Annotated in this window: 20 protein-coding genes; 9 read left to right on the top strand and 11 right to left on the bottom strand. The window is 57.7% G+C overall.

The features are described from left to right. Positions 1–33: 33 nt before the first annotated feature. On the top strand, positions 34–420 hold the full coding sequence (locus SPG90_RS15660) for a DUF3461 family protein (RefSeq protein ID WP_014168696.1): 387 nt from the start codon (positions 34–36) through the stop codon (positions 418–420). A gap of 92 nt (positions 421–512) precedes the next feature. Here SPG90_RS15660 and cdaR read toward each other — a convergent pair whose 3' ends face one another. From cdaR to dgt, 3 genes are all read right to left on the bottom strand, one after another. Then, a complete protein-coding gene (gene cdaR, locus SPG90_RS15665; protein WP_045355183.1) occupies positions 513–1,670 on the bottom strand; it encodes a DNA-binding transcriptional regulator CdaR in 1,158 nt (385 codons plus the stop codon). Between the two features lie 146 nt (positions 1,671–1,816). Next, positions 1,817–3,253 carry a serine endoprotease DegP gene (degP, locus tag SPG90_RS15670; RefSeq protein WP_322408227.1) on the bottom strand — a complete coding sequence of 479 codons (1,437 nt, stop codon included), beginning with the start codon at positions 3,251–3,253 and terminating at the stop codon, positions 1,817–1,819. Positions 3,254–3,384: 131 nt separating this feature from the next. Continuing rightward, positions 3,385–4,899: a dGTPase gene (gene dgt, locus SPG90_RS15675; protein ID WP_248184080.1), complete on the bottom strand. Its 1,515-nt coding sequence runs from the start codon at positions 4,897–4,899 to the stop codon at positions 3,385–3,387. A gap of 82 nt (positions 4,900–4,981) precedes the next feature. Here dgt and mtnN point away from each other — a divergent pair, with 82 nt between their 5' ends. Genes mtnN through SPG90_RS15690 form a run of 3 tightly spaced genes read left to right on the top strand, consistent with a single transcriptional unit; the run spans position 4,982 to position 7,124 of the window. Next, positions 4,982–5,680 (top strand): 5'-methylthioadenosine/S-adenosylhomocysteine nucleosidase, encoded by a 699-nt coding sequence (gene mtnN / locus SPG90_RS15680; RefSeq protein WP_014882620.1) that lies wholly within the window; start codon positions 4,982–4,984, stop codon positions 5,678–5,680. Beyond that, positions 5,673–6,473: a vitamin B12 ABC transporter substrate-binding protein BtuF gene (gene btuF, locus SPG90_RS15685; protein WP_248162664.1), complete on the top strand. Its 801-nt coding sequence runs from the start codon at positions 5,673–5,675 to the stop codon at positions 6,471–6,473. The genes mtnN and btuF overlap by 8 nt, the downstream gene beginning before the upstream one ends. Before the next feature lie 27 nt (positions 6,474–6,500). Continuing rightward, the gene (locus tag SPG90_RS15690) at positions 6,501–7,124 is read left to right on the top strand and encodes a TRIC cation channel family protein (protein WP_023310447.1); all 624 of its coding nucleotides are present in this window, start codon (positions 6,501–6,503) and stop codon (positions 7,122–7,124) included. A gap of 93 nt (positions 7,125–7,217) precedes the next feature. Here SPG90_RS15690 and erpA read toward each other — a convergent pair whose 3' ends face one another. Together erpA and clcA are read right to left on the bottom strand one after the other, a co-directional pair. Further along, positions 7,218–7,565, bottom strand: a complete 348-nt coding sequence (erpA, locus tag SPG90_RS15695; RefSeq protein ID WP_023310446.1) for an iron-sulfur cluster insertion protein ErpA — start codon at positions 7,563–7,565, stop codon at positions 7,218–7,220. 79 nt (positions 7,566–7,644) lie between these two features. After that, positions 7,645–9,045, bottom strand: coding sequence for a H(+)/Cl(-) exchange transporter ClcA (clcA, locus tag SPG90_RS15700; RefSeq protein ID WP_126303551.1), 1,401 nt, complete (start codon positions 9,043–9,045; stop codon positions 7,645–7,647). A gap of 177 nt (positions 9,046–9,222) precedes the next feature. On the opposite strand from clcA, the gene hemL reads away from it, so the two are divergent. Further along, positions 9,223–10,503 (top strand): glutamate-1-semialdehyde 2,1-aminomutase, encoded by a 1,281-nt coding sequence (hemL, locus tag SPG90_RS15705; RefSeq protein WP_023310444.1) that lies wholly within the window; start codon positions 9,223–9,225, stop codon positions 10,501–10,503. 93 nt (positions 10,504–10,596) lie between these two features. On the opposite strand, the gene fhuB is transcribed toward hemL, so the two are convergent. The 6 genes from fhuB to hrpB all read right to left on the bottom strand — a co-directional run bounded on the left by fhuB (position 10,597) and on the right by hrpB (position 21,898). Continuing rightward, positions 10,597–12,579 carry a Fe(3+)-hydroxamate ABC transporter permease FhuB gene (fhuB, locus tag SPG90_RS15710; protein ID WP_239631941.1) on the bottom strand — a complete coding sequence of 661 codons (1,983 nt, stop codon included), beginning with the start codon at positions 12,577–12,579 and terminating at the stop codon, positions 10,597–10,599. Continuing rightward, positions 12,576–13,466 carry a Fe(3+)-hydroxamate ABC transporter substrate-binding protein FhuD gene (fhuD, locus tag SPG90_RS15715; RefSeq protein WP_023310442.1) on the bottom strand — a complete coding sequence of 297 codons (891 nt, stop codon included), beginning with the start codon at positions 13,464–13,466 and terminating at the stop codon, positions 12,576–12,578. The genes fhuB and fhuD overlap by 4 nt, the downstream gene beginning before the upstream one ends. Then, a complete protein-coding gene (gene fhuC / locus SPG90_RS15720; RefSeq protein ID WP_033144663.1) occupies positions 13,466–14,263 on the bottom strand; it encodes a Fe3+-hydroxamate ABC transporter ATP-binding protein FhuC in 798 nt (265 codons plus the stop codon). Before fhuC ends, fhuD begins: the two co-directional genes overlap by 1 nt. Before the next feature lie 50 nt (positions 14,264–14,313). Beyond that, positions 14,314–16,563 carry a ferrichrome porin FhuA gene (gene fhuA / locus SPG90_RS15725; protein ID WP_239631937.1) on the bottom strand — a complete coding sequence of 750 codons (2,250 nt, stop codon included), beginning with the start codon at positions 16,561–16,563 and terminating at the stop codon, positions 14,314–14,316. Between the two features lie 235 nt (positions 16,564–16,798). Further along, positions 16,799–19,324, bottom strand: a complete 2,526-nt coding sequence (gene mrcB, locus SPG90_RS15730; protein ID WP_023310439.1) for a bifunctional glycosyl transferase/transpeptidase — start codon at positions 19,322–19,324, stop codon at positions 16,799–16,801. Positions 19,325–19,468: 144 nt separating this feature from the next. Beyond that, positions 19,469–21,898, bottom strand: coding sequence for an ATP-dependent helicase HrpB (gene hrpB / locus SPG90_RS15735; protein WP_248162660.1), 2,430 nt, complete (start codon positions 21,896–21,898; stop codon positions 19,469–19,471). Between the two features lie 73 nt (positions 21,899–21,971). On the opposite strand from hrpB, the gene thpR reads away from it, so the two are divergent. The 4 genes from thpR to gluQRS all read left to right on the top strand — a co-directional run bounded on the left by thpR (position 21,972) and on the right by gluQRS (position 24,802). Beyond that, positions 21,972–22,526, top strand: a complete 555-nt coding sequence (gene thpR / locus SPG90_RS15740; protein WP_126303555.1) for an RNA 2',3'-cyclic phosphodiesterase — start codon at positions 21,972–21,974, stop codon at positions 22,524–22,526. After that, the gene (sfsA, locus tag SPG90_RS15745; RefSeq protein WP_045401080.1) at positions 22,516–23,220 is read left to right on the top strand and encodes a DNA/RNA nuclease SfsA; all 705 of its coding nucleotides are present in this window, start codon (positions 22,516–22,518) and stop codon (positions 23,218–23,220) included. The genes thpR and sfsA overlap by 11 nt, the downstream gene beginning before the upstream one ends. A gap of 176 nt (positions 23,221–23,396) precedes the next feature. Continuing rightward, a complete protein-coding gene (dksA, locus tag SPG90_RS15750) occupies positions 23,397–23,852 on the top strand; it encodes an RNA polymerase-binding protein DksA (protein ID WP_001155232.1) in 456 nt (151 codons plus the stop codon). A 59-nt stretch (positions 23,853–23,911) separates the two neighbouring features. Then, the gene (gluQRS, locus tag SPG90_RS15755) at positions 23,912–24,802 is read left to right on the top strand and encodes a tRNA glutamyl-Q(34) synthetase GluQRS (protein ID WP_023310435.1); all 891 of its coding nucleotides are present in this window, start codon (positions 23,912–23,914) and stop codon (positions 24,800–24,802) included. Positions 24,803–24,817: the final 15 nt, after the last annotated feature.

Below are 24,817 nucleotides of genomic sequence, written 5' to 3' on the forward strand. Positions count from 1 at the left end.
TTCAAAGGTTATGTTGAGATCAAGGGTACCGCTATGTACGATAATCTGAAAAGTCTGGGCATTACCAATCCTGATGAAATTGATCGTTACAGCCTCCGTCAGGAGGCCAATAACGATATTCTGAAAATCTATTTTCACAAGGACAAAGGAGAGTTTTTCGCCAAAAGCGTGAAGTTTAAATATCCACGCCAGCGTAAGACCGTTGTGGCTGACGGTGTAGGACAGGGCTACAAAGAAGTACAGGAAATCAGCCCTAACCTGCGCTATGTGATCGATGAACTCGATCAGATCTGCCAGCGCGACCGCACCGAAGTCGATCTCAAGCGTAAGATCCTTGACGATCTGCGTCACCTTGAAAGCGTTGTAACAAATAAGATCAGCGAGATTGAAGCGGATCTTGAGAAATTAACGCGGAAATAAAAGCAAAACGGCAATCCTTGATTGCCGTTTTTAGTGTTTGCGCCCTCTCCCCGTGGGAGAGGGATGGGGTGAGGGTACCAGACCGCACTCAGTCATCTCTGCTCGTCCAGCTGAAGCGCCACATACAGCAGCAGCCTGTCGTCAAAGTTTCCCAGATCCAGCCCCGTCAGCTCTGAAATCCGGTTTAACCGATACTCAAGCGTATTGCGGTGAATAAACAGCGCCTTTGAGGTCGCCAGCGGCTGCACGTTATGGCGGAACCACGCCTGCAGCGTCCGGCGCAGCAGGCCGTTGTTGTCCATGGCTTTCAGACGCGCCAATGGCCGCGCCAGCTCATTGGCCTGCCAGCCCCCGCGCAGGCTGTCGAGCAGCACCGGCAGCATCAGATCCTGATAAAAATAGCTGCGGCTCTCCGGCATCCGCTGCTTGCCCACCATCATGGTGGTGCGCGCGGTACGCCAGGAGCGGGCGATACTGCCCGGCCCGGTAAAGTAGTTGCCCAGCGCAACGCGAAAACGCAGCTGGCCGTTCTCCTCCATCCGGGAGATCAGCTGCTCCACGCGACGGCGATGATCGTCTGCATCCCAGCGTCCAAACTGATTGAGCGCGGGCTTGAGCACCACCATTTCCGTCAGTGAGACTATCGCTACAAGGTTGTCGCGCTCCGGCGTCGCCAGCGCATTTTGCAGCTGCTGCAGCTCGGCCATCGCGCTGTCCACGCCAAGCTGGCCGCTATCGACCTCAATGACCGCTACCACGCGCGGCTGGTTGAGATCGATCCCCAGACGCTGCGCCCATTCGCTGAGCGCAGGCGTATGCTCTTCCGCCTGAATAAGGTTCATCACCAGCTCTTCACGCAGGCGGCTGTCCTGGGCAAGCAGGTGCATCAGGCGCGACTGCTCCAGCATCATCTCAGCCGTCATACAGACCAGCTCACCGTATTTTCGCAGTGACTCGGGCTCGCCGGTGAGGCCGATTACCCCCACAATTTCGCCTTCAAGACGCAGCGGTAAATTGATGCCCTGACGTACGCCGTGCAGGTGTTTCGCTACCGCATCGTCGATATCCACGACCCGCCCCTGAGAAAGCACCAGCAGCGCACCTTCGTGCAATTCCCCAATACGCTCGCGATCGCCGCTGCCAATAATGCGCCCGCGGGCATCCATTACGTTGATATTGGTATCAATGATGCGCATGGTGCGCGCCACGATATCCTGCGCCATTTTTGTATCAAGATGCCAGCCAGCCATGTAACCCTCCCGTGAGCAGAGCTCAAGCATAGGGAAGTTCAGCGACGGCTGCATTGTGCGAATGCACAAAGAGAGAGGGAGAAGTATGGAGTTGTGGCAAGAATCACAGAAACGAGAAAGCCCCTGCGAACAGGGGCTTAAGAGAATTACTGCATCAGCAGATAAAGAGAGCTATCACCACGCTGAATATTCAGCGCCAGTACGGAAGGCTTGCTCTCAAGAATTTTGCGCAGTTCAGCGATGTTTTTCACCGGCTGCTGGTTAGCGCCCATGATCACATCGCCTTTTTTCAGGCCGATACGGGCTGCCGGTGAATTCGCTTTCACGTTGTTCACCACCACGCCTTTGTCTGCGCCTTTGTTGCTCATCTCGGCACCTTCAATCCCGCTGAAGATGGTGCTGGAATCCACCTGATTCTGGCTGCTCTGCTGCAGCTCCAGGCTCACGTTAACCGGCTTACCGTCGCGCAGCAGGCCGAGGGTCACTTTACTGCCAATCGGCATCGAGCCCACTTCGGCACGCAGGGCAGCAAAGCTGCTGATCGGTTTACCGTTCAGGGAGGTGATCACATCCCCCGCTTTAATGCCCGCTTTCGCCGCGGAGGAATTCGGCATCACCTGGCTGACGAATGCCCCGCGCTGAGCGTCAACTTTCATCGCCTTAGCCAGTTCGGAGTTCAGCTCCGTACCGAGGATACCCAGCTCGCCGCGTTTCACCTGACCATACTGCACCATCTGCGAGGTCAGGTTTTTCACCATGTTACTTGGGATAGCAAAACCAATACCGATGTTGCCGCCGTCCGGAGCCAGGATAGCGGTGTTGATACCGATCAGCTCACCGTTCAGGTTCACCAGCGCACCGCCGGAGTTACCGCGGTTGATCGCCGCATCCGTCTGGATGAAGTTTTCGTAGTTTTCCGCGTTGAGGCCGCTACGACCCAGCGCAGAGACGATACCGGATGTCACGGTTTCACCCAGGCCGAACGGGTTACCGATCGCCACGGTATAGTCGCCCACGCGCAGCGCGTCAGAGTCGGCAATTTTAATCGCCGTCAGGTTTTTCGGATCCTGAATCTGGATCAGCGCAATGTCGGAGCGCGGGTCTTTACCCACCACTTTGGCGTCAAACTTGCGGCCATCGCTCAGCTGAACCTTAATGCTGTTCGCGTTATCGACAACGTGGTTGTTAGTGACGACGTAGCCTTTCGCCGCATCAATAATTACCCCCGAGCCAAGCGCCATGAATTTCTGCTGCTGGCCGCCGCCCTGGCTGTCATCCCCGGCACCGCCGCCCTGACAGAACGGAGAGCTCTGGAATGGCGAACCGTCCTGGCAGAACGGCGAGTTGTCGCCGAAGAACTGCTGGAAGTTACGCGGCATACGCGGCGTATTGACGGTCGTGCTGCCCTCAACGTTAATACTCACCACCGATGGCATCACTTTTTCGAGCATCGGTGCCAGGCTTGGCATCTGCTGCGCGGTTGCTGCCGACGACGCGGTCTCGGCTGCAGTAGCAGTCAGAGGAGACAGCGCTAAACCTAAACTCAGAGCCAGTGCACTCATTGCTAATGTGGTTTTTTTCATGTTTCTCAATCTCGATTTACAGGTAACGCAAAATTGCTGTGTAACTCAGATTCGTTTTATACCGCTTAGTTCCGGCGATAAGTTTATGGAAAAGGTAAAAATTTATTGGCCGTCTTTACAAAACTCCGGAATTATTCCACCGCCATCAGCTTGCGGTATTCATCCCAGGCATACAAATCCGTCATGCCGCTGATATAGTCCTGGATAAGACGGCAGCGATAATAATATTCCATCACCGGCCATTCGGGAGAGTTGCGTTCCAGCTTGCCAATCGCTTCGACATACGCCAGACGATGCCGGGTAGAGAGTTTTTGATAAAGCCGCGATTCGATGGGTATTCTGCGCACGCGCTCGTGTTCCACCAGTTCGCTGAATTCATTGACCGACAGCTGAAGCAACGGGGAATAAATTTCCAGTAACCCACTGATTACCCGATAGCCCTGCAGCTCCAGCTGCTCGACATCCGGATGGCTGAATACATGCCGCATCGCCACATGTTTATAAAGCTCAAGGAGTTGACTGAAACTGCTGTCATCTTCCAGCAGCGCGTGGTTGAATTCCCCGCTGAAAATGAGCGGCAAATTATCAATAAAACGCGACGCCGCATACGGCACCAGTTTATTTAATGTATTGACCCGCAAATACATAAAGAACTGGTCTTCCGTACTGCGGCTTAATGTATTTGAGCGCGATTTTTCCCAGGCATTTTCGACAACCTGCGCAAACAGCGAACCTTTTTCATGGGTGCCCCAGGCCGCATAAAGATGCTGATAAAGCTCCTCGACGCTGAAGATTCTTTTCTCCACGGCATCTTCCAGATCGGCCACGCAATAGGAAATATCATCCGCGGCTTCCATAATCCAGGTCAATGGAAAGCGGCCGTTTGGCGTCAATGAAAGTTCTTTACGTAACCGTTCAATATAGGCCTCTTCGGAAAGGTAATAGCCCGGTTTTTTCATTAAATAGCTGTGGGACGGGGGCGTATCCCCCATCCACCACGCGGGTCGCGTGTATTTCAGAATGCAGCCAACCTGTGCCCAGGTCAGGTTCATGCGCATCAGGGAATGGACCAGCCGGATCCCCTGCGCGTTGCCCTCGAAGTGACACAAATCCTGGCGCACTTTGCGGCGCAGGTCGTTCAGCCGCTCTTCACCTTCACGCAGGCGTAAATCGCGTACGATGCAGCGGTCATCGCTGAGGGGCTGGCTTACCGCATCCGAAGGATAAAGCCGCTGCTTAAACCAGTCATTGATCGCCGCCTCACCAAAGTGGCCGAAAGGCGGGTTGCCGATGTCATGCATCAGGCAGGCCATCTCAACGATGCTCTCGAAGGGCCCCGTCAGCTCGTCCAGACCATAGGCTTCCAGTAAACGCTGCTCTTTGAGACGGCTCAAAATCTCTTTGGCAATGTAGCGCCCGACCTGCTGCACTTCCATCGAGTGGGTTAAGCGCGTGCGTACCGCAGCGTTACGCTCCAGCGGGAACACCTGAGTTTTTTGCTGCAGACGGCGGATGGCAGGCGAGTTAACGATCCGCCCGCGATCGCTCTCGAAGATACGCAGGATCTCATGTTCGCTCTTGTCGCCCTGCGGCGAACGGAAACGTCGGTGCCAGTTAATTTTGGTACGAAAATCGATTGGTGACATGTGCTCCCCCGCGTGAGAATGCGTTTCCCCTTAACCGCATGATAGACTATGCATCTTAACAAGGCACATCGCGAGTAAATCTATGAAAATCGGCATTATTGGTGCAATGGAAGAAGAAGTTACGCTGCTGCGTGACAAAATTGAGAACCGTCAGACCCTCTCTCTGGGAGGTTGTGAGATCTACACCGGCCAGCTGAACGGTGTTGACGTGGCTCTGCTGAAATCAGGCATCGGTAAAGTGGCTGCTGCGCTGGGTGCAACCCTGCTGCTTGAGCGCTGCAAGCCGGACGTGATCGTGAATACCGGCTCTGCGGGCGGCCTGGCGCCGACGCTGAAGGTGGGCGATATCGTTGTCTCCGACGAAGCGCGTTACCACGATGCCGACGTCACCGCGTTCGGTTACGAGTACGGACAGCTCCCGGGCTGCCCTGCTGGTTTTAAAGCTGACGACAAGCTGATTGCGGCGGCAGAGACCTGCATCGCAGAACTCAACCTCAACGCGGTACGCGGTCTGATTGTCAGCGGTGATGCCTTCATCAACGGCTCCGTTGGGCTGGCGAAAATTCGTCATAACTTCCCTCAGGCGGTTGCCGTTGAGATGGAAGCGACCGCGATCGCTCATGTCTGCCATAACTTCAGCGTACCCTTCGTGGTGGTTCGCGCCATCTCTGACGTGGCAGACCAGCAGTCCCACATCAGCTTCGACGAGTTCCTGACCGTTGCGGCAAAACAGTCCACCGTGATGGTGGAGCGCCTGGTGCAGAATCTGGCACGTGGCTAAACATACCGTCAGGGCGCTGGCCGCCCTGCTTCTTCTCGCACCGCTGTGGCTCTATGCGTTACCGCGCGTGATTACCCTCTCTCCCGCAAATACTGAACTGGCGTTTGCCGCCGGGATCACGCCCGTTGGCGTGAGTAGCTTTTCGGATTACCCACCGCAGGCCGCGGGTATTGAACAGGTGGCAACCTGGCAGGGGATGAACCTTGAGCGCATCGTGGCGCTTAAACCGGATCTCGTGCTGGCCTGGCGCGGCGGCAACGCCGAGCGGCAGGTCAACCAGCTCACCTCGCTTGGCATAAAGGTCATGTGGATTGATGCCGTCAGCATTGAGCAGGTCGCTCAGGCGCTACGCGCCCTGGCACCCTATAGCCCTACACCTAAAAAAGCCGAGGCTGCGGCGAATCAGATGCTGAGCGCCTACGCCGCGCTGAAATCCCGATACGATACCCCTGTTAAAAAGCGCATCTTCCTGCAGTTTGGCAGCCAGCCGCTGTTTACCACCGGAAAAGGGTCGATTCAGAACCAGGTGCTGGAAGTCTGCGGCGGTGAAAACATCTTTGCTGCCAGCCGGGTACCCTGGCCGCAGGTGAGCCGCGAGCAGGTTCTGGCGCGCCAGCCGCAGGCCATCGTCGTGGTCGGAAATGCGAGCGAGATTCCTAAAATTGAACAATTCTGGCAAAGGCAGCTAAAAATTCCGGTGATCCCGCTCAACAGCGACTGGTTTGAACGCGCCAGCCCGCGTATTATCCTCGCCGCAAAACAGCTCTGTGCCGCGCTGGCAGAGAGTCACTAACATAAGACCCTTTTCGAGGATTTAACGATGCTCGTTTATTGGCTGGATATTCTTGGCACAGCCGTTTTTGCTATCTCCGGCGTCCTGCTCGCCGGAAAACTACGCATGGATCCGTTTGGCGTGCTGGTGCTCGGCGTGGTGACCGCCGTGGGAGGCGGGACAATCCGCGATATGGCGCTGGCGAATGGCCCGGTGTTTTGGGTAAAAGATCCTACCGATCTGGTGGTCGCGATGGTCACCTGTCTGTTAACCATTGTGCTGGTTCGCCAGCCCCGCCGCTTACCCAAGTGGATATTGCCGGTACTGGATGCCGTGGGTCTGGCCGTGTTTGTCGGTATTGGCGTCAACAAGGCGTTTAATGCGGGAACCGGTCCGATGGTGGCAATCTGCATGGGCGTATTAACCGGCGTGGGCGGTGGGATCATTCGCGACATTCTGGCGCGTGAAGTGCCGATGATCCTGCGTACTGAAATTTACGCAACGGCCTGCATCGTGGGCGGGATTGTTCACGCTACCGCGTACTACACCTTTGCCCTCCCGCTGGAAAATGCCGCGATGCTGGGGATGGTCGTGACGCTGGTGATACGCTTAGCGGCGATACGCTGGCACCTGAAGCTGCCGACGTTTGCGCTGGATGATAATGGCAGGTAAAAGCAAAACGGTAACCGCAAGGTTACCGTTTTGAGTATTTACGCCCTATCCCTGTGAGAAAGGGACGGAGTAACGGCATCAGCCCGCACTCTCTTAGATGCTGAACGAAGATCCACACCCGCAGGTGCTTGTCGCATTCGGGTTAGTGACCACAAAGCGCGAACCTTCCAGACCCTCGGTGTAATCCACCGAACCACCCACCAGATATTGCAGGCTCATCGGGTCAACCACCAGCGCGACGCCCTGTTTCTCGATAGTCATATCGCCATCGTTAACCTGATCGTCAAAGGTAAAACCATACTGGAAGCCGCTGCAGCCGCCACCGGTAATATAGACACGCAGTTTCAGATCCGGATTGTCTTCGTCGGCAATCAGGACTTTCACTTTGTTGGCTGCTGCTTCGGTAAATTCGAGCGGTACAGCTACTACGTCATCACTCATCTTATGCTCCCATGAATACTGCTATTGGGTAAAATTCACCCAATTCTTTGTCTCATTATCTAATACCCTGGTAATTCATTCAAGTATTCTGCGTGGCGGCCCGTTCAGCCTCTTGTTTCGCCAGGGTACGCGCGAGGATGGTGGAGTATAGCGGTTTTCCACCCAGGAACTGGGCTAATAGTGTCGCGCCGAGGCAGGTAATGATCATTGGCAAAATGAGCTGGTAATTGTCCGTCATCTCCAGCACCAGCACGATCCCGGTCAAGGGCGCACGCAGGGACGCGGCCAGCAGCGCCCCCATTCCGGCCACCGCAAAGGTCCCGGCTTCAAGGTGATAGGCGGGAAAGCCCACTTCAGCCGCCATACCAAATGCGGTCCCGAGCAGCGTACCCAGCGCCAGCATCGGGGCAAAAATCCCCCCGGGCGCGCCGGAAGAGAAGCACAGTACCGTCGTGATAACCCGGGAGATAAACATAAACAGCAGCAGACCCACGCTGAAATTCCCCGCCGCCGCAATGGGAATCAGCCCGAACCCGCCGCCTGCGGCATTCGGCTCGATAAACCCGAGTACGCCACACATTCCGCCCAGCAGACCGCCCATCAGCACCCATTTCGTGGTGTTCCCGCCGTGAATGCGCTGGAACATATCCTGAGCGCGCAGGATAAAGGTGTTAAACAGCGGCCCCACTACGCCAAAAATCATGCCGAGGATCAGGTAAAGCCACAGGGTATTGACCGGCGCGTTGGTGAGTTTACCCACCTCAATGACCGCGCCCTCGCCATTAAAGATGCGAAACACGATGCTCGACATAATGACGCCGGTAAACACCGCTTTAATCGAGATCAGGTTGTAGCGGAACTGCGCGCGCATCTCTTCAATAATAAACAAAATGCCCGCCAGCGGCGCGTTAAACGCGGCGGAAAGCCCCGCCGCCGCGCCGGTTGCCAGCAGCGTATGGCGCGCTTCGGCGCTTCGCATCCGAAACAGATCGCCCACCATGCGGCCGACGTTCCCCCCCAGCTGTACCGTGGGTCCTTCCCGTCCAAGCACCATTCCCGCGCCCAGAGTCCCCATGCCGCCGATGAACTTAACCGGAATCACCCGCCACCAGCGCACCGGACGCAGCTCCTCGAGCGCGCCCTCAATTTCCGGGATGCCCGATCCCCCCGCTTCCGGCGCGAATTTACGCACCAGAAAATACCCCACCATGGCAAACAGCGCGGACAGCCCGAATGCCCACATCCAGACCAGCCATTCGCTGTCGGCGAAACCGGCCACGGTGCCCACTCGCCAGTTGAGTACGGCATTAACCGCTTTTTCAAACGCTACGCCAACCAGGCCCGCGAGAGTGCCCACCACGGCAGCGGCCAGCAGGATCGCCAGCGGTGTTTTATCGCGATTGAGCAGCCGCCGAATGCTGATTCGGTGCTGGGCGCGCGTAAACTGTTGTTCTTCAAAAGACGGAGAATCTGATTTCATGTCCTGTTCTTATTTGTCACACAAAAAGCCGCAAGGATTTTACCAGAGACGGCCCCACCGTCTCCTGAAAATTACTTAACAAATCTTAAAGCATTGCCCGGCTAAAAATTTCATAACCTTCATCGAATCACATAGAATAGTGGGCTTAACCATTTTATTCGAACCAGGAACGACGCCATGAGCAAGTCTGAAAACCTCTACAGTGCAGCCCGCGAGCTTATTCCGGGTGGCGTGAACTCACCTGTGCGCGCCTTCACCGGCGTGGGCGGTACGCCGCTGTTTATCGAACGTGCTGACGGCGCGTATCTGTATGATGTCGATGGCAAAGCCTATATCGATTATGTAGGTTCCTGGGGACCGATGGTGCTGGGGCACAACCACCCTGCCATTCGTAACGCGGTGATTGAAGCCGCCCAGCGTGGCCTGAGCTTCGGTGCGCCAACCGAAATGGAAGTGAAAATGGCGGAGCTGGTGACCGAGCTGGTGCCTACCATGGACATGGTGCGTATGGTGAACTCCGGTACCGAAGCCACCATGAGCGCCATCCGCCTGGCGCGCGGTTTTACCGGTCGCGATAAAATCATCAAGTTCGAAGGCTGCTACCACGGTCATGCGGACTGCCTGCTGGTGAAAGCCGGTTCCGGCGCGCTGACGCTCGGCCAGCCGAACTCGCCTGGCGTACCGGCAGATTTCGCGAAGCACACCCTGACCTGCACCTACAACGATCTTGCTACCGTTCGCGCGGCGTTCGAGCAGTATCCGCAGGAGATCGCCTGCATCATCGTTGAGCCGGTTGCCGGCAACATGAACTGCATCCCACCGCAGCCTGACTTCCTGCCGGGCCTGCGCGCCCTGTGCGATGAGTTCGGCGCGTTGCTGATCATCGATGAAGTCATGACCGGCTTCCGCGTCGCGCTGGCGGGTGCCCAGTCTTACTACGACGTCGTGCCGGACCTGACCTGCCTCGGCAAAATCATCGGCGGCGGCATGCCGGTCGGCGCTTTCGGTGGTCGTAAGGACGTGATGGAAGCCCTGGCGCCAACCGGTCCGGTTTACCAGGCGGGCACGCTCTCCGGTAACCCCATCGCCATGGCGGCGGGCTTTGCCTGCCTGACCGAAGTGGCACAGCCGGGTATTCACGAAACCCTGACCGACCTGACCACGCAGCTGGCAAACGGTCTGCTGGAAGCCGCAGAAGAGGCCGGTATCCCTCTGGTGGTCAACCACGTGGGCGGCATGTTCGGGATTTTCTTCACCGATGCGAAAACCGTGACCTGCTATCAGGACGTGGTGAAGTGCGACGTTGAACGCTTCAAGCGCTTCTTCCACCTGATGCTGGAAGAAGGCGTGTACCTGGCGCCGTCCGCGTTCGAAGCGGGCTTTATGTCCGTGGCGCACAGCGAAGAAGATATCAACAACACCATCGACGCGGCGCGCAAGGTGTTTGCGAAGCTGTAAGATGTGCGGCTTGATGCCCTCACCCCAACCCTCTCCCACGGGGAGAGGGAGCAAACACAAAAACGGCAATCTAAGGATTACCGTTTACTTTTATTACCGGCTCTGCTTTCTCAACAGATAAATAAAGTACGGCGCACCGATAAAGGTCGACAGCAGACCCGCCGGGATCTGATACGGGAACAGCACCATTCTTCCGCACCAGTCCGCAAACACCAGCATCATCCCGCCCGTCAATGCCGACATCACAATATGCGGCATCGTCCGGCGGAACCCCATCATTCTGGCAATGTGCGGCGCCATTAATCCGACAAAACTCAGCGGTCCAATCGTCAGGGTTGCCACAGCCGTCAGGCACGCCGCCAGCAGCAGCAGGGCCACGCGCGCTGGCGTCAGCGCCATTCCCACCGCGCGCGCGGTTTCGCCGCCGAGCGGCAGAATGGTCATCCAGCGGCGGCACAGCGGCACCATCGCCAGCAGCACGAGCATCGCGATCCCGGACCAGACCACCTGGCTGCCGGTGGCGTTGTAGGTTGAGCCGGAAATCCAGGTCAGGATCTTCGCCATACGCGGATCGCCGCTGGCCTGCAGCATCATCAGCAGCATGGTAAACGCGGTGCTGAGCGCCATCCCGGCCAGCAGCATGCGGTGCGGTGAAAATCCACCGCGACCGGCGGCAATAAGGATAATCATCAGCGTGACTGCCGCACCGATACTGCCGGCAGGCATCAGCCAGCCAAACGCATTCCCCGGCACAAAGAACAGCATCAGCACCACGCCAAAGGCGGCGCCAGAGCTGATCCCGAGCACTTCCGGGCTTGCCATCGGGTTGCCGGTCAGACGCTGAATAATGCACCCCGCCACCGCCAGCATTACCCCTGCGATCAGCGCAGCGAAGATACGCGGCCAGCGCCACTGCACCAGTTCATTGAGTAAATCCCCCGTCGCCCAGTGCCAGCCCACGGCATCGCGTCCAAATGAGAGCGCCGCAAACGAAGCGATAATCAGCACAGCCAGACCGGCAAGGCTAAACCACAGCACCGACCGACGTTCAGCGTAAACTTTATCGCCGGCATCCATCGCCGGTGCGCTCATGCTGCGCAGGCGCGGGAGCAGCCACAGCAGCAGCGGCGCCCCGATAAGCGCGGTCACCGAGCCGGTGGACACTTCCCTCCAGACCTGCGCCAGCCAGAGAACAAGCTGATCGGAAAGCCAGAGGATCAGGGCCCCAATCAGCGGCGCCAGCATCAGACGCGCCAGCAGGCGACGCGCCCCGAGCATTTTCGCCAGCAGCGGCGCAAACAGGCCGATAAACCCGATGATGCCGACCGCGTTGACCAGCAGGGCGCTTAATACAATCGCCAGCGTCAGCGCCGCCAGACGAGCCAGCGACAGCGCCAGCCCCAGGTTACGCGCCACGCCATCATCCAGCCCCATGAGCGTCAGAGGGCGCAGGAGCAGCAGCGTCAGCACGACGCTGCCAGCCAGCTGCGGCCACAGGTGCAGGACAACGCTCCAGTCGGTTTGGGTGAGCGTGCCGGTACTCCACAGGAACATGCTTTGCAGCCGATCGTGATGGAACAGCACCAGCAGCTGGTTAATCGCCCCGCAGTACAGGCTCACCACCAGCCCGGCCAGAATAAGCGTTACAGGAGAAAGGCGCTTGCCCCAGGCCACGCCAAAGACCAGCGCGCCCACCACGCACGCCCCCGCGAGTGCCGCAAACTGCGAGGTTAACGCTCCCGGCAGCGCCCACAGCGTGGTGATGGTGATCCCAAGCTGCGCGCCGGTCGCGACGCCGAGCGTGGTTGGCTCTGCCAGCGGGTTACGTAAAACCTGCTGGAACAGCACGCCCACCAGCCCTAAGCCGGCCCCGACCAAAAGGGAGATCGCCAGACGCGGCAGCAGGCTGTAGTGGAACAGCATCTGCTGAATATTGTCGATATCCGGCGAGGCCAGAGCGGCCCCCCACTGCGCGCGTGGTAAGGCCGCGGAGAGGTTGAATCCGGTTAATACCAGCGCAACCAGAAAAAGCAGGGATAACAGCAGCGCCGGGAAGCGGGCGATACGCGTACTCATGCTTTACCTCCCAGGGCGTTATCCAGCACGCGGGCAAAATGCATGGCCGACAGCGTCGCACCGTAGAACCAGACCGCCGGGACGCGCTGGAAGCGCTTCTCGCGTACAAACGGCATCGCCTGCCAGAGCGGGGTCGCCATCAGGGTTTGCATGTCGCGTTCGTTACCGTGGTCGAAACAGAGCACGTCCACATCGCGAAACGCCGCCAGACGATCGATACCCACGGCGGTACTGCCCCAGAAGGTCATCTCCCCTTCCCAGGCATTGCGAATGCCGAAGCTGTCCAGCACCTCCTGGAACAGACAGTTTTTACCGAAGACCAGCATATGGCGGGCATCCAGCAGCGTCACCATCAGCAGCGGACGATCGCCCCGGTGAGCAAAGCGCGGCTTCAGGGAGTCGATCAGGGCATCAAATTCGTCGAGATGCTTTTTGGCCTCCGCTTCGCGGTTGAGGAAATGCGCCATCTCGTTAATCGAGTTTTTCGCCACGGCCAGCGGTTTTTTACCGTCGCTGAAAGCAAATCCACGTCCTGGCGCAATGCGCGCCATAGTCTCCTCTGACGGGCCGTAGCCCGCTGACCAGAACAGGAACGAAGGTTTCATCTGGGTGAGCAGCTCAAGGTTTGGCTCCGTTCGCAGACCGACGTCGATTACCGAGTCCGGCAGCTTTGGCTCGTTCACCCAGAGGTTATAGTTAGGAATGTCCGCTACGCCATAGGGCGTAACGCCGAGCGCCATCATCAGTTCGACCGGCAGCCACTCCAGGGCCACAATACGGTGCGGATCGACGGCGGCGGCACGCGCCGTATTCATTTTTAACAGCAGCGGCGAGAGCGCCATCGCCGTCAGCAGGCGACGGCGGCTAATGCGTGTGTTATTCAGCATCAGTAGACAAAGCTCACCGGTGCAGCCCCGGCCGGGTGAGGCAGAATACCCATCGGAATACCGTAAATATGTTCCAGCGTTTCGCTGCGCATCAGCTCGGCCGGTGTCCCCTGGGCAATCATCTCGCCCCCGCGCAGCGCGACGAGGTAGTCACAATAGCGCGCGGCCATGTTGATATCGTGCAGGACCGCAATGACCGTCAGGCCACGCTGCTGGCTCAGGCGATGCACCAGCGCCAGGACGTCGACCTGATGGGCGATATCCAGCGCAGAGGTCGGTTCATCCAACAGCAGACAGCGGCTGTCCTGCGCCACCAGCATCGCGATCCACGCGCGCTGACGTTCGCCGCCGGACAGGCTATCCACCAGACGGTGCGCCAGCGGTTTTAGCCCGACCAGCGCAATCGCCTCTTCCACCTTCTCTCTGTCGGCGACGCCGAAGCGCCCAAGCGCACCGTGCCACGGATAACGCCCAATCGCCACCAGCTCACGCACCGTCATCCCTTCCGCCTGCGGCAGCTGCTGCGGCAGATAGGCCACTTTGCGGGCAAAGGCTTTACTGCTCCAGCTCTCCAGCGGTTGGTCATCCAGCAGAATATCGCCTTCTGAAGGCGGCTGATGGCGCCCCAGCATCTTGAGCAGCGTGGATTTACCGGAACCGTTGTGACCAATCAGTCCCGTCACTTTACCGGCCGGAAACGTCAGAGAGAGCGGATGCAGCAGCGTGCGCCCGGGTACGCGAAAGGAGAGATGGTTGAGCGTAAAGGTGGTGTCGGGTTGCGTTTGAATGTCCTGCATATCAGCCAACTTAAATAAAAAGGGCACGGCGAACCGTGCCCGAAGAGAGATTAGAAGCGGAAGGTCGCGGTGGCAACAACCTGACGTTCAGCACCCCAGAAGCAGCCGTAGGTATTGAAGCAGCTGGCAACGTACTCACGATCGAACAGGTTGTTCACGTGCAGCGCCACGTTTGAGCCAGCCAGTCCAACGCGTGCCAGATCGTATCTGACCAGCGCATCGACAACGGTGTAGCTGCCCACCTTGAAGGAGTTCGCCGGATCGCCATAGCTTGAGCCCGTGTAACGCACGCCGGTACCCAGCGTCAGACCAGACAGCGCACCGTCAAACAGGGTGTAATCGCCCCACAACGATGCCATGTGTTTTGGCACCTGAGCAGGCGTGTTGCCTTTGTAGGTGGTGTCCGTGGTGTATTCCGCATCGGTGTAGGTATAAGACCCCACCAGGTTGACGCTCGCAGACAGGGCCGCTTTCGCTTCCAGTTCTACGCCACGCGCGCGGATTTCACCGCCCTGAACCGAGAAGAAGGAGCCCGCCGGGTCCGCCATCAGGTTGTTGGTTTTGGTCAGCTGGTACAACGCGCCGGTGACGACGATCGGACGATCGTTCGGCACGTATTTCACGCCCGCTTCGTACTGTTTGCCTTTAGACGGCGAGAACAGCTTGCCCTGGGCATCGGTCTGCGAAGCCGGTTCAAACGATTCGCTGTAGCTAAAGTACGGAGTTACGCCGTTATCAAACAGATAGTTAACGCCACCGCGCCAGGTGAACTGGGTATCATCACGTTTGGAGGTGGTGTTCGTCACGCGGTTGTAGGATTCCTGATCGGCCCAGTCATAACGGCCGCCCAGGGTTACCAGCACTTTATCCCACTGCGCCTGATCCTGAACGTACAGCCCCGTCTGTTTCTGACGGTTGAGGATCTGATATGGACCGGAGGTCGCGGGATCTTTTGAGCCGAAATCAAAATCGCTGTTCACCGGATTGTAGAGATCCAGCAGCGGAACAGAGTCGTCGTAACCGAACCAGGAGTTGATGTCATTTCGCATGCGCATAAAGTCAACGCCGGTCAGCAGGACGTGGTCCACCTCGCCGGTTGAGAATTTGCTCTGCAGCTGGGTATCAACGGTAAAGTTCTGCAGCTTTTCGTTATCGACAACGTATTTACGCGCCAGATAATGGCCTTTGTCCGATGGCGCTAGCGCGGCACACTGTTTGTTGCCGCTGTTTGCCGGGTCGGTACAGACGCCATAACCGTATACGCTGTTTTGCGAGGTTTTGTTCTCGGCAAAGCGCAGGTTCTGACGCACGGTAAAGGTATCGTTGAACTCGTGGTCGAAGCTGTATCCCACCATTTTCTGGTTACGGGAATAGGTATTGTTCTTCGCGCCTTCGTTGAAGTTCGTCGGCAGACGATCGCCGTTCGGCAGCGGCTCAACCGTTCCCTCTTTTGGCAGCCAGCCGTAGTAGCCCGTTTCAGGCTCGTTCTGGAAGTAGGAGAGGAACGTGAAGGTGGTTTTATCATCCGGACGCCAGGAGAACGATGGCGCGATGGCGTAACGCTGCTCTTCCGCACGCTCCTGCTGGGCGTTATTAGAACGCGCAACGCCCGTTAAGCGATAAGAGTAAACGCCGTCGTCGTCGATCGCATCGCTAAAGTCAAACCCGGTCTGGAACAGGCTATCCGTGCCGACTTTGAACTGGATCTCTTTCAGCGGCTCAGTTGTTGGGCGCTTACTGACCATGTTCAGCAAGCCGCCCGGGCTGCTTTTGCCGTACAGAACGGAAACCGGACCGCGCATGATCTCGGCGCGCTCCAGCATATAAGGATCAATCACCGCGTCGTTATAGAAGTTCCCCTGCATTTTCATGCCGTCGAGGTAGTTATTCTGCGTCTGACCATCGGCCGCGAAGCCGCGAATGATCAAATAGTCATAGGTGTTAGACGCGCCGCGCGTGCCTACCGCAACGCCCGGCGTATAGCTTAGGGCTTCTTTCACCGAGCGAGGCTGATGCAGCGCCATCTCTTCGGCCGTGACCACAGAAATAGACTGCGGAACCTTTTGAATAGGGGTATCCGTTTTGGTTCCGGTCGCGGATTGCCGTGCGGCGATGGTCGCAGCAGGCCCCCAGGCACTTTCCTGTGCCGCAGGTGCTGCGGTTACCGTAATGGTTTCTTCTTTTTTCGGGGTTTCGGCCGCGTGAGCATAAGCAGACATGCCGGCAACCGCTGTGGCGACGACGACCGCGAGCTTACGCAGCGACGTATTCATTGGCTGAGCAGTATTGGAAAGCGCCATGTTGAATCTCTGATGTGAAAGTGAATGATAACGTAAACGAGAATTATTATTATGAGCGCCAGAATAATATGCGAAACGCTGGTTGCATAGCAAGCAGTAAGCGGCCCTATGAGAATTAAGGGTTTAAGAAATCATCAAGAGAAAACGAAGGGTTAATCAGAATTAAAGCGAGGGTTAACGAAATGAGGTTTACGGGTAAAAAAAGCCCCCTTCCAGGGAAGAGGGCTTTGAAAGCTTAGTTACCGCCGAACATGTCTTTAATCCAGCCCGCGACACCGTCGCTGTCTTTCTTCTCATTCTGCTGCTGCGGCTGTTGCTGCTGCGGCTGCTGTGGTTGAGAAGACTGGTCGAACGGGTTACCCGTTGGCTGTTCTGGCTGGCTTTGCTGGCACAGCGAGTCCGGGTTTGCGGTCCAGACAGGCAGCGTACGCATTCCACCGCCGCAGACGAAGTTACCGGAGCTGTCCACGCCCATATCAACGATATCTTCCGGCGCGACCAGATTCAGCGGCACAGGAGACTGATTCGCCAGATAGCGCTGGTAAATCGACATCGCCCCGCTCGCGCCGTACAGCTTGGTCGGCTGGTTGTTGTCGCGGCCTACCCAGGTGATCACCACTTCGCGGCCATCAATACCGGCAAACCAGGTATCGACGTTGTTGTTGGTGGTTCCGGTTTTACCCGCCAGATGCAGACCCGGATACTTCGCGCCAAGCTGACGCCCGGTACCGCGCTGCACGACCTGCTGCATCGTCCACAGCGTCATATAGGCGGCCTGAGCAGGAACGGCACGCTCCGCCTGCGGGAAGCTCTGATACAGCACGGAACCATCTTCGGCAATCACCGAACGCAGGGCAGACAGCGGCGCGCGGTTGCCCCCGCTGGCAATGGTCTGGAACGCCTGCGCCACTTCGATCGGCGTCAGGTTAAGCGCGCCGAGGATCATCGCCGGCACCGGGTGCAGCTGATCTTTCGACACGCCCAGTTTTTGCCAGGTATCGACAATCGCCGGCAGTCCCAGCGACATGCCCAGGTTCACCGTTGGCACGTTCATGGAACGGGTCAACGCATCCACCAGCATGACCTGGCCGCTGAACTGTTTATCATCGTTCTGCGGTGACCAGACCTGGCCGTTAGGCTGGCGCAGGGAGATCGGCGCATCCGCAATCCAGGTATTCAGGCGATACTGATTTGGCTGGCTCAGGGCTGTGAGGTAGGTTGCCGGTTTTGCCAGAGAGCCGATTGAGCGACGCGCCTGCATGGCGCGGTTGTAGCCTGCAAACTGCGGCTCGGCACCGCCCACCATGGCGCGAACTTCACCGGAGTTACGGTCAACCACCACCATCGCGGTTTCCAGATCGCTCAGCTTGCGCTGTTTCTTCAGCGCCGGAATGCCCTCAACGGCCGCTTTTTCGGCCGCATCCTGTGCCACGGAGTCAAAGGTGGTGAAGATCTTCACGCCGGAGAGATCTTTGACCTTATCACCGAGCTTGCTTTGCAGCTCCTGACGCACCAGCTGCATAAACGCAGGCTGAGGCGAAATCACGCCACCGCGCGGCTGAACGCCTAGCGGACGCGCGCTCAGCATGTCGTACAGCTCCTGGTCAATCACCTGCTGCTGTTGCAGCAGACGCAGAACGAGGTTACGACGTTCCAGCGCCAGTTTCGGGTTACGCCACGGGTTATAAATGGACGCCCCTTTCACCATGCCCACCAGCAGCGCCTGCTGGTCCAGGCTCAGCTCTTCTACCGGACGGCCAAAGTAGTACAGGCTCGCCAGAGGGAAGCCGCGGATTTCGTTATCGCCGCTCTGACCGAGGTACACCTCGTTCATGTACAGCTCAAGGATACGATCCTTGCTGTAGCGCGCATCCATCAGCACGGCCATGTAGGCTTCGTTCGCTTTACGCCAGTAAGAGCGTTCGCTGGAGAGGAACAGGTTTTTCACCAGCTGCTGGGTCAGCGTACTCGCTCCCTGCACGGTACGACCGGCAGTCAGGTTAGCCAGCACCGCACGACCAATCGAGTAGAGGCTAATGCCATCGTGCTCGTAGAAGTGACGGTCTTCGGTTGCCAGCAGGGTATCAACCAGCAGATCCGGGAAGCCGTTACGCGCCACGAACAGGCGCTGCTCGCCGTTTGCTGACGAAAGCATGGTGATCAGACGCGGATCGAGGCGGAAGAAACCGAACTGACGGTTGTTATCCATATTCTCGATGGTGTCCAGACGATCGCCGTCAAAGGTCAGACGCGCGCGCACCTGCCCCTCTTTGCTGTCCGGGAAATCAAACGGGCGACGGATCATCTCAATGCTGTTGGACTGCACGGTAAATTCGCCAGGACGGGTCATTTTAGACACCTGACGATACTGGGTGGCTTCCAGCAGTTTGACCATCTCGTTCTTGGTGATGGACATATCTGGCTCAAGGTTCACCATACGGCCATACACTGCCGCAGGTAGCTGCCAGACTTTACCGTCGATACGGCTGCGGATCTTCTGATCCAGATACACGCCGTAAATCGCCATCAGCACGACAAAAACAATAAATAGCTTCAGCAGCAGCCAGAACCAGCCGCGTTTGCCCCGAGGCTTACGCCCTTTGCCTTTTCCATTACGCGGCATCGGTTCTTCATCCTCATAATCGTCTTCATAGTCATCGTCATAGTCCTCATCTCTGAGGCGACGACGGCTTACCTTTTCTTTCGCCGGACGCGTTGGTTTTCCCTTACGTCCTATTGGCTCGCGGTCATTCCCCGCCATGCTTTTTCTCCGCAACTTTCAGGCGCAAAGGCCAGATTTTCTTTTCTTTCACAGGCCTGTGAAAGAAGAAATCTCTCAAAATTTGTTTTCTCCCTCTCCCCGTGGGAGAGGGCCGGGGTGAGGGCATCAGGCCGCACTCCCCTTTTACGAATATTTCTTCGTTCGCCGCGTCGGCGCCGTATTCGCCGGATCGTCCGGCCAGACATGTTTGGGATATCGCCCCTTCATCTCTTTCTGCACTTCACGGTAGCTTCCCGCCCAGAACGCCCCCAGATCTCGGGTGATTTGTAATGGACGATGCGCAGGCGACAGTAGCTCAAGCACTAACGGCACACGCCCTTCCGCAATGGACGGCGTGGTGGCTTCACCAAACATCTCCTGCATCCGAACCGCCAGCGCCGGCGGATTATCCTCATGATAACGGATGGCAATCCTGCTTCCGGTCGGCACAGTGTAATGCCCTGGCAGTTCACTATCCAGACGTTGACGTAATGACCAGTCCAGTAAATTCTGTAACGCGGTCTTAACATCAAGCGCCTTAAGGGCTCGCAGAGAGTGTACGCCGCTCATTTGCGGCAGTAGCCAGCGCTCAAGCGTAGCGAGCAGCGTCTCGTCATCCACCGCAGGCCAACCGTATTCCGGTAGCCACTTCGCGGCACAGTGCAGACGAATGCGGTACTGCTCCGCTTCCGGCGTCCAGTTCAGGGCGCTCAGCCCTTTTTCCCGAATTCCGTTCAGCATCGCCTGGTGAAGCTCGTCTTCCGACGGCTTCGCCAGCGGCTTCGTTCCTAACGTCAGCTTGCCAATCTGGCTGCGACGAAAGGCCTTCAGCGTGCCCTGGGCGTCATCCCATTCCACGGTATCAGATTGCTGAAGCAGCTGCGGACAGGCACGCGTCAGGGCGTCAATCTCTACGGCAATCGCCTGCAGGATACGCGCATCCGGAGAATAGCTGCCCTGCAGCAGCAGCGGGGCGATCAGCCATTCGTGACGCGTCAGCGCATCATCGCTGTCCAGCATCGCCCCCATGCCGTTTGCCAGCTGGTAGCGACCGTCCAGCCCGCGCCGACGCGCGATCCTGTCCGGGAAGGCCTGGGCCAGCAGGAAGGCAATCTTATCGCTATCAGGCACTCCTCCCCGGCTATTCAGGCGTTTGCACAACTGCTGCGCACGCTGCTGCCAGTTCCCCTGGCTGCGCGAAAACGCCTGCCCCAGATCGCTGCTGCCACCGCGAGGCGGCTCCTCAAGAATAGCCGCCAGTTTTGCCGCCGTGGCAATTTCATCATCCCCTTGCGCGGCCACCAGCATCGCGGCCAGACGCGGATCGTTGCCCAGCGCCGCCATTTTCTGGCCGCGCGCCGTCAGACGCTCGCCTTCCAGCGCGCCGAGCTGAGTCAGCAGGATGCGCGCAGCGGTGAGGTTTACGACAGGAGGAGGATTAAGCCAGGTGAGCTGCTCAGGGTTCGGGCAGCCCCACTGGAGCAGATCCATCACCAGACCAGACAAATCGCTTTGTAAAATTTCCGGCGTGCTTTGCTGTGCGGCGCGTTCAGCCTGTTCCGCGCTGGTCAAATGCAGGCATATGCCCGGCTCAAGACGCCCCGCGCGGCCCGCGCGCTGCACCATCGACGCCTGGCTGATGCGCTGCGTCAGGAGTTTAGTCAGCCCGGTACGCGGATCAAAGCTTGCCACCCTCTCCTGCGCGCTATCCACCACCAGGCGAATCCCTTCAATGGTCAAACTGGTCTCAGCAATGTTGGTTGCCAGCACCACCTTGCGCTGCCCCGCCGGGGCCGGAAGGATGGCTTTACGCTGATCCTGTAGCGACAACGCGCCGTAGAGCGGGCAAAGCAGCACGTCGCCGCCTACGCGGGTAGAAAGCTGCTCCTGCACGCGCTGGATTTCGCCCACGCCGGGCAAAAACAGCAGCAGGGAACCCGCTTCCTGGCGCAGCAGCTCAGCGGTGGCAATGGCGACGGCCTCGTCTAAACGCTGATGGGAGGGAAGCGGCTGATAGCGGCGTTCAACCGGAAACGCCCGCCCTTCCGAGCTGATGACCGGCGCATCGGGTAATGCCTGTCGTAGCCGCTCGTTATCCAGCGTGGCCGACATAATAAGCAGCCGGAGATCGTCGCGCAGCCCCTGCTGCACGTCCAGCAACAGCGCGAGGGCCAGATCCGCCTGCAGGCTGCGCTCGTGGAATTCATCGAGGATCACCAGCCCGACGCCGGTCAGCTCAGGATCGTTTTGCAGCATGCGGGTGAGAATACCCTCGGTGACCACTTCAAGACGCGTGGTCGGGCCAACGCAGGTCTCGGCACGCATCCTGTAACCTACCGTTTCGCCCGGTTTTTCATTCAGCAGTTCCGCCAGACGCTGCGCCACGTTGCGCGCGGCCAGCCTGCGCGGCTCCAGCAGGATAATTTTCCCGCTGATGTTTCCGTCTTTCAGAATCTGCAGCGGCAGCCAGGTGGACTTGCCCGCGCCCGTAGGAGCATTCAGCAAAACCTGCGGGGCATGGTGTAAGGCAGCGAGAAGCTCAGGAAGAATGACGGCGACCGGCAATGAGGACACTAACAGCTCCAGAGGGTTAACATTAGTCGGCGTACATTGTAGCATCGGCGCATATCATTACCGAGTCCTCCGTATGCCTGAGTCGAAACGGCTGTTTTTTGCCATTGAATTGCCCACCACCATACAGCGTCAAATTGTTCGCTGGCGTGCCGATTGCTTTCCGCCGGAAGCAGGCCGCCCTGTCGCTGCGGCCAACCTGCACCTGACGCTGGCCTTTTTGGGCGACGTCAGTGCCGAAAAACAGCGGGCGTTAGCCGCAATGGCCGGGCGTATTGCCCAGCCGGAATTTACGCTGCACCTCGACGACGCGGGCCAGTGGCCGCGTTCGCGCGTGGTGTGGCTGGGAACGCGCCAGCCGCCGCGCGGATTATTGCAGCTGGCGAGTATGCTGCGCGCCCAGGCGGCGCGCAGCGGCTGTTATCAGAGCCCACAGCCGTTTCATCCACATATCACGCTGCTGCGCGATGCCGGTCAGGCCGTTGCCATCCCGCCGCCGGGTTTTCACTGGGCCTTTCCGGTCAACGCATTCGCGCTTTACGAATCCGTCTTTGCACAGGGACGCACCCGCTATACGCCGCTACAGCGCTGGACGCTGGGCAACACCGAAAGGAATTCCGATGAAGTTTAGTCCTCCCCTGCAGCACGCCACGCTTATCCAACGCTACAAACGCTTCCTCGCCGACGTGATTACCCCCGAAGGGGTTCAGCTCACCCTGCACTGCCCCAATACCGGCGCCATGACGGGGTGCGCGACGCCGGGTGACAGAGTCTGGTATTCCACATCAGAAAATAGTAAACGCAAATATGCCCATACCTGGGAAGTGACCGAAACGCAAAACGGGGCATTTATTTGCGTCAATACCCAGCGCGCAAATCAGCTGGTTAAGGAAGCGCTGACCCTTGGCACCATTCCCGAACTGGTGGGATATGGCACGCATAAAAGTGAAGTGAAATATGGCGATGAAGGCAGCAGAATTGACTTCATGTTACAGGCGGAAGACAGGCCCGAGTGCTATATTGAAGTAAAATCAGTGACGTTAGCGGAACAGGAAAATGGCTACTTCCCGGATGCGGTAACGCTACGTGGGCAGAAGCATCTGCGAGAGCTAATGAGTGTTGCGGCGGCGGGCAAACGCGCCGTATTGCTGTTTGCGGTGTTGCATTCAGCCATTGAACGTTTCTCCCCTGCCCGCCATATTGATCCTAAATACGCGCAATTGTTGAATGAGGCACAAAAGCAGGGGGTAGAGGTTTTCGCTTATAAAGCGGAACTTTCTGCCGATAATATGACTCTGAGATCCTCTCTTCCCATTGTCTTATAAGGGATTAGACGATTGTCGAATAAGTGTTCTGGCCGCGTGCGCAAATACGCTTTTCCTCACAGGCTTGTCAAGTGTTACGTTTAGATAATTGCCATACGGAAAAGCATCTGCTATTTATAGCGACCTGATTTTTCCCCCAACACGGGGATCGATAGTGCGTGTTAAGGAGAAGCAACATGCAAGAAGGGCAAAACCGTAAAACATCGTCCCTGAGTATTCTCGCCATCGCTGGGGTGGAGCCGTATCAAGAGAAGCCGGGCGAAGAGTATATGAACGAAGCCCAGCTGTCGCACTTCAAGCGTATTCTTGAAGCATGGCGTAATCAACTCAGGGATGAAGTCGATCGCACCGTTACTCATATGCAGGATGAAGCTGCTAACTTCCCGGATCCGGTAGACCGTGCCGCTCAGGAAGAAGAGTTCAGCCTCGAACTGCGTAACCGTGACCGCGAACGCAAACTGATCAAAAAGATCGAGAAAACGCTGAAAAAAGTCGAAGACGAAGATTTTGGCTACTGTGAATCCTGCGGTGTTGAAATCGGTATTCGTCGCCTGGAAGCGCGTCCAACCGCCGATCTGTGCATCGACTGTAAAACGCTGGCCGAAATCCGCGAAAAACAGATGGCCGGTTAATACCAGCGCTGTTTACACACTCTAAAGGCGGGAGTCTCTCCCGCCTTGTTACTGTTGATATGTCTGAATCACACTATATTGGGCGCTTCGCGCCATCTCCTTCCGGTGAATTACACTTCGGCTCATTAATTGCCGCGCTCGGCAGCTACCTGCAGGCTCGCGCCCGCCTGGGAAAATGGCTTGTCCGCATTGAAGATATTGACCCCCCGCGTGAAGTTCCCGGTGCTGCAGAGACGATTCTGCGTCAGCTGGAACATTACGGTCTTCACTGGGATGACGAGGTGCTCTGGCAGTCAAAACGTCACGATGCCTATCGGGAACGTCTGGCCTGGCTTCGCGATAGGGGACTTTCCTATAACTGCACCTGCACCCGCGCGCGTATCCAGAGCGTGGGTGGCGTCTATGACGGCCACTGCCGCACGCTTAATCTTCCCCCGGAAAATGCCGCCGTACGTATAAAGCAGCGCTCCCCGGTGACGCGCTTTACCGATCTCCTCTCCGGTGAGGTTCATGCCGATGAACGCCTGGCGCGTGAGGATTTTATTATTCACCGCCGTGACGGCCTGTTTGCCTATAACCTGGCGGTGGTCGTCGACGATCGTTTTCAGGGCGTGACGGAAATTGTGCGCGGGGCGGATCTGGTCGAACCGACGGTGCGACAAATATCGCTGTATCACCAGTTTGGCTGGACGGCACCGGACTACATTCATCTGCCGCTGGCGGTCAATGCGCAGGGCTTTAAATTGTCAAAGCAGAACCACGCCCCGGCCCTGCCAGACGGCGATCCGCGTCCTGTTTTGATCGACGCGCTGCGATTTCTCAACCAGAATGTAACCAACGAATGGCAGGATCTGCGTATTGACGAACTGCTGAAAATGGCCGTTGCCAACTGGACGCTCGCGGCAGTGCCAAAAATCCAGCATTCTCAAATGCGTTGCGCTGAGCTATGATTAGCCGCTTTTTTC

The sequence above is a fragment of the Enterobacter sp. D2 genome (assembly GCF_034427575.1).
Lineage (GTDB): Bacteria > Pseudomonadota > Gammaproteobacteria > Enterobacterales > Enterobacteriaceae > Enterobacter > Enterobacter cloacae_M.

Coding starts and splice junctions, on each gene's coding strand:
- SPG90_RS15660 (WP_014168696.1), top strand. CDS start 34: ATGTACGATAATCTGAAAAGTCTGGGCATTACCAATCCTGATGAAATT.
- cdaR (WP_045355183.1), bottom strand. CDS start 1,670: ATGGCTGGCTGGCATCTTGATACAAAAATGGCGCAGGATATCGTGGCG.
- degP (WP_322408227.1), bottom strand. CDS start 3,253: ATGAAAAAAACCACATTAGCAATGAGTGCACTGGCTCTGAGTTTAGGT.
- dgt (WP_248184080.1), bottom strand. CDS start 4,899: ATGTCACCAATCGATTTTCGTACCAAAATTAACTGGCACCGACGTTTC.
- mtnN (WP_014882620.1), top strand. CDS start 4,982: ATGAAAATCGGCATTATTGGTGCAATGGAAGAAGAAGTTACGCTGCTG.
- SPG90_RS15690 (WP_023310447.1), top strand. CDS start 6,501: ATGCTCGTTTATTGGCTGGATATTCTTGGCACAGCCGTTTTTGCTATC.
- erpA (WP_023310446.1), bottom strand. CDS start 7,565: ATGAGTGATGACGTAGTAGCTGTACCGCTCGAATTTACCGAAGCAGCA.
- clcA (WP_126303551.1), bottom strand. CDS start 9,045: ATGAAATCAGATTCTCCGTCTTTTGAAGAACAACAGTTTACGCGCGCC.
- hemL (WP_023310444.1), top strand. CDS start 9,223: ATGAGCAAGTCTGAAAACCTCTACAGTGCAGCCCGCGAGCTTATTCCG.
- fhuB (WP_239631941.1), bottom strand. CDS start 12,579: ATGAGTACGCGTATCGCCCGCTTCCCGGCGCTGCTGTTATCCCTGCTT.
- fhuD (WP_023310442.1), bottom strand. CDS start 13,466: ATGCTGAATAACACACGCATTAGCCGCCGTCGCCTGCTGACGGCGATG.
- fhuC (WP_033144663.1), bottom strand. CDS start 14,263: ATGCAGGACATTCAAACGCAACCCGACACCACCTTTACGCTCAACCAT.
- fhuA (WP_239631937.1), bottom strand. CDS start 16,563: ATGGCGCTTTCCAATACTGCTCAGCCAATGAATACGTCGCTGCGTAAG.
- mrcB (WP_023310439.1), bottom strand. CDS start 19,324: ATGGCGGGGAATGACCGCGAGCCAATAGGACGTAAGGGAAAACCAACG.
- thpR (WP_126303555.1), top strand. CDS start 21,972: ATGCCTGAGTCGAAACGGCTGTTTTTTGCCATTGAATTGCCCACCACC.
- sfsA (WP_045401080.1), top strand. CDS start 22,516: ATGAAGTTTAGTCCTCCCCTGCAGCACGCCACGCTTATCCAACGCTAC.
- dksA (WP_001155232.1), top strand. CDS start 23,397: ATGCAAGAAGGGCAAAACCGTAAAACATCGTCCCTGAGTATTCTCGCC.
- gluQRS (WP_023310435.1), top strand. CDS start 23,912: ATGTCTGAATCACACTATATTGGGCGCTTCGCGCCATCTCCTTCCGGT.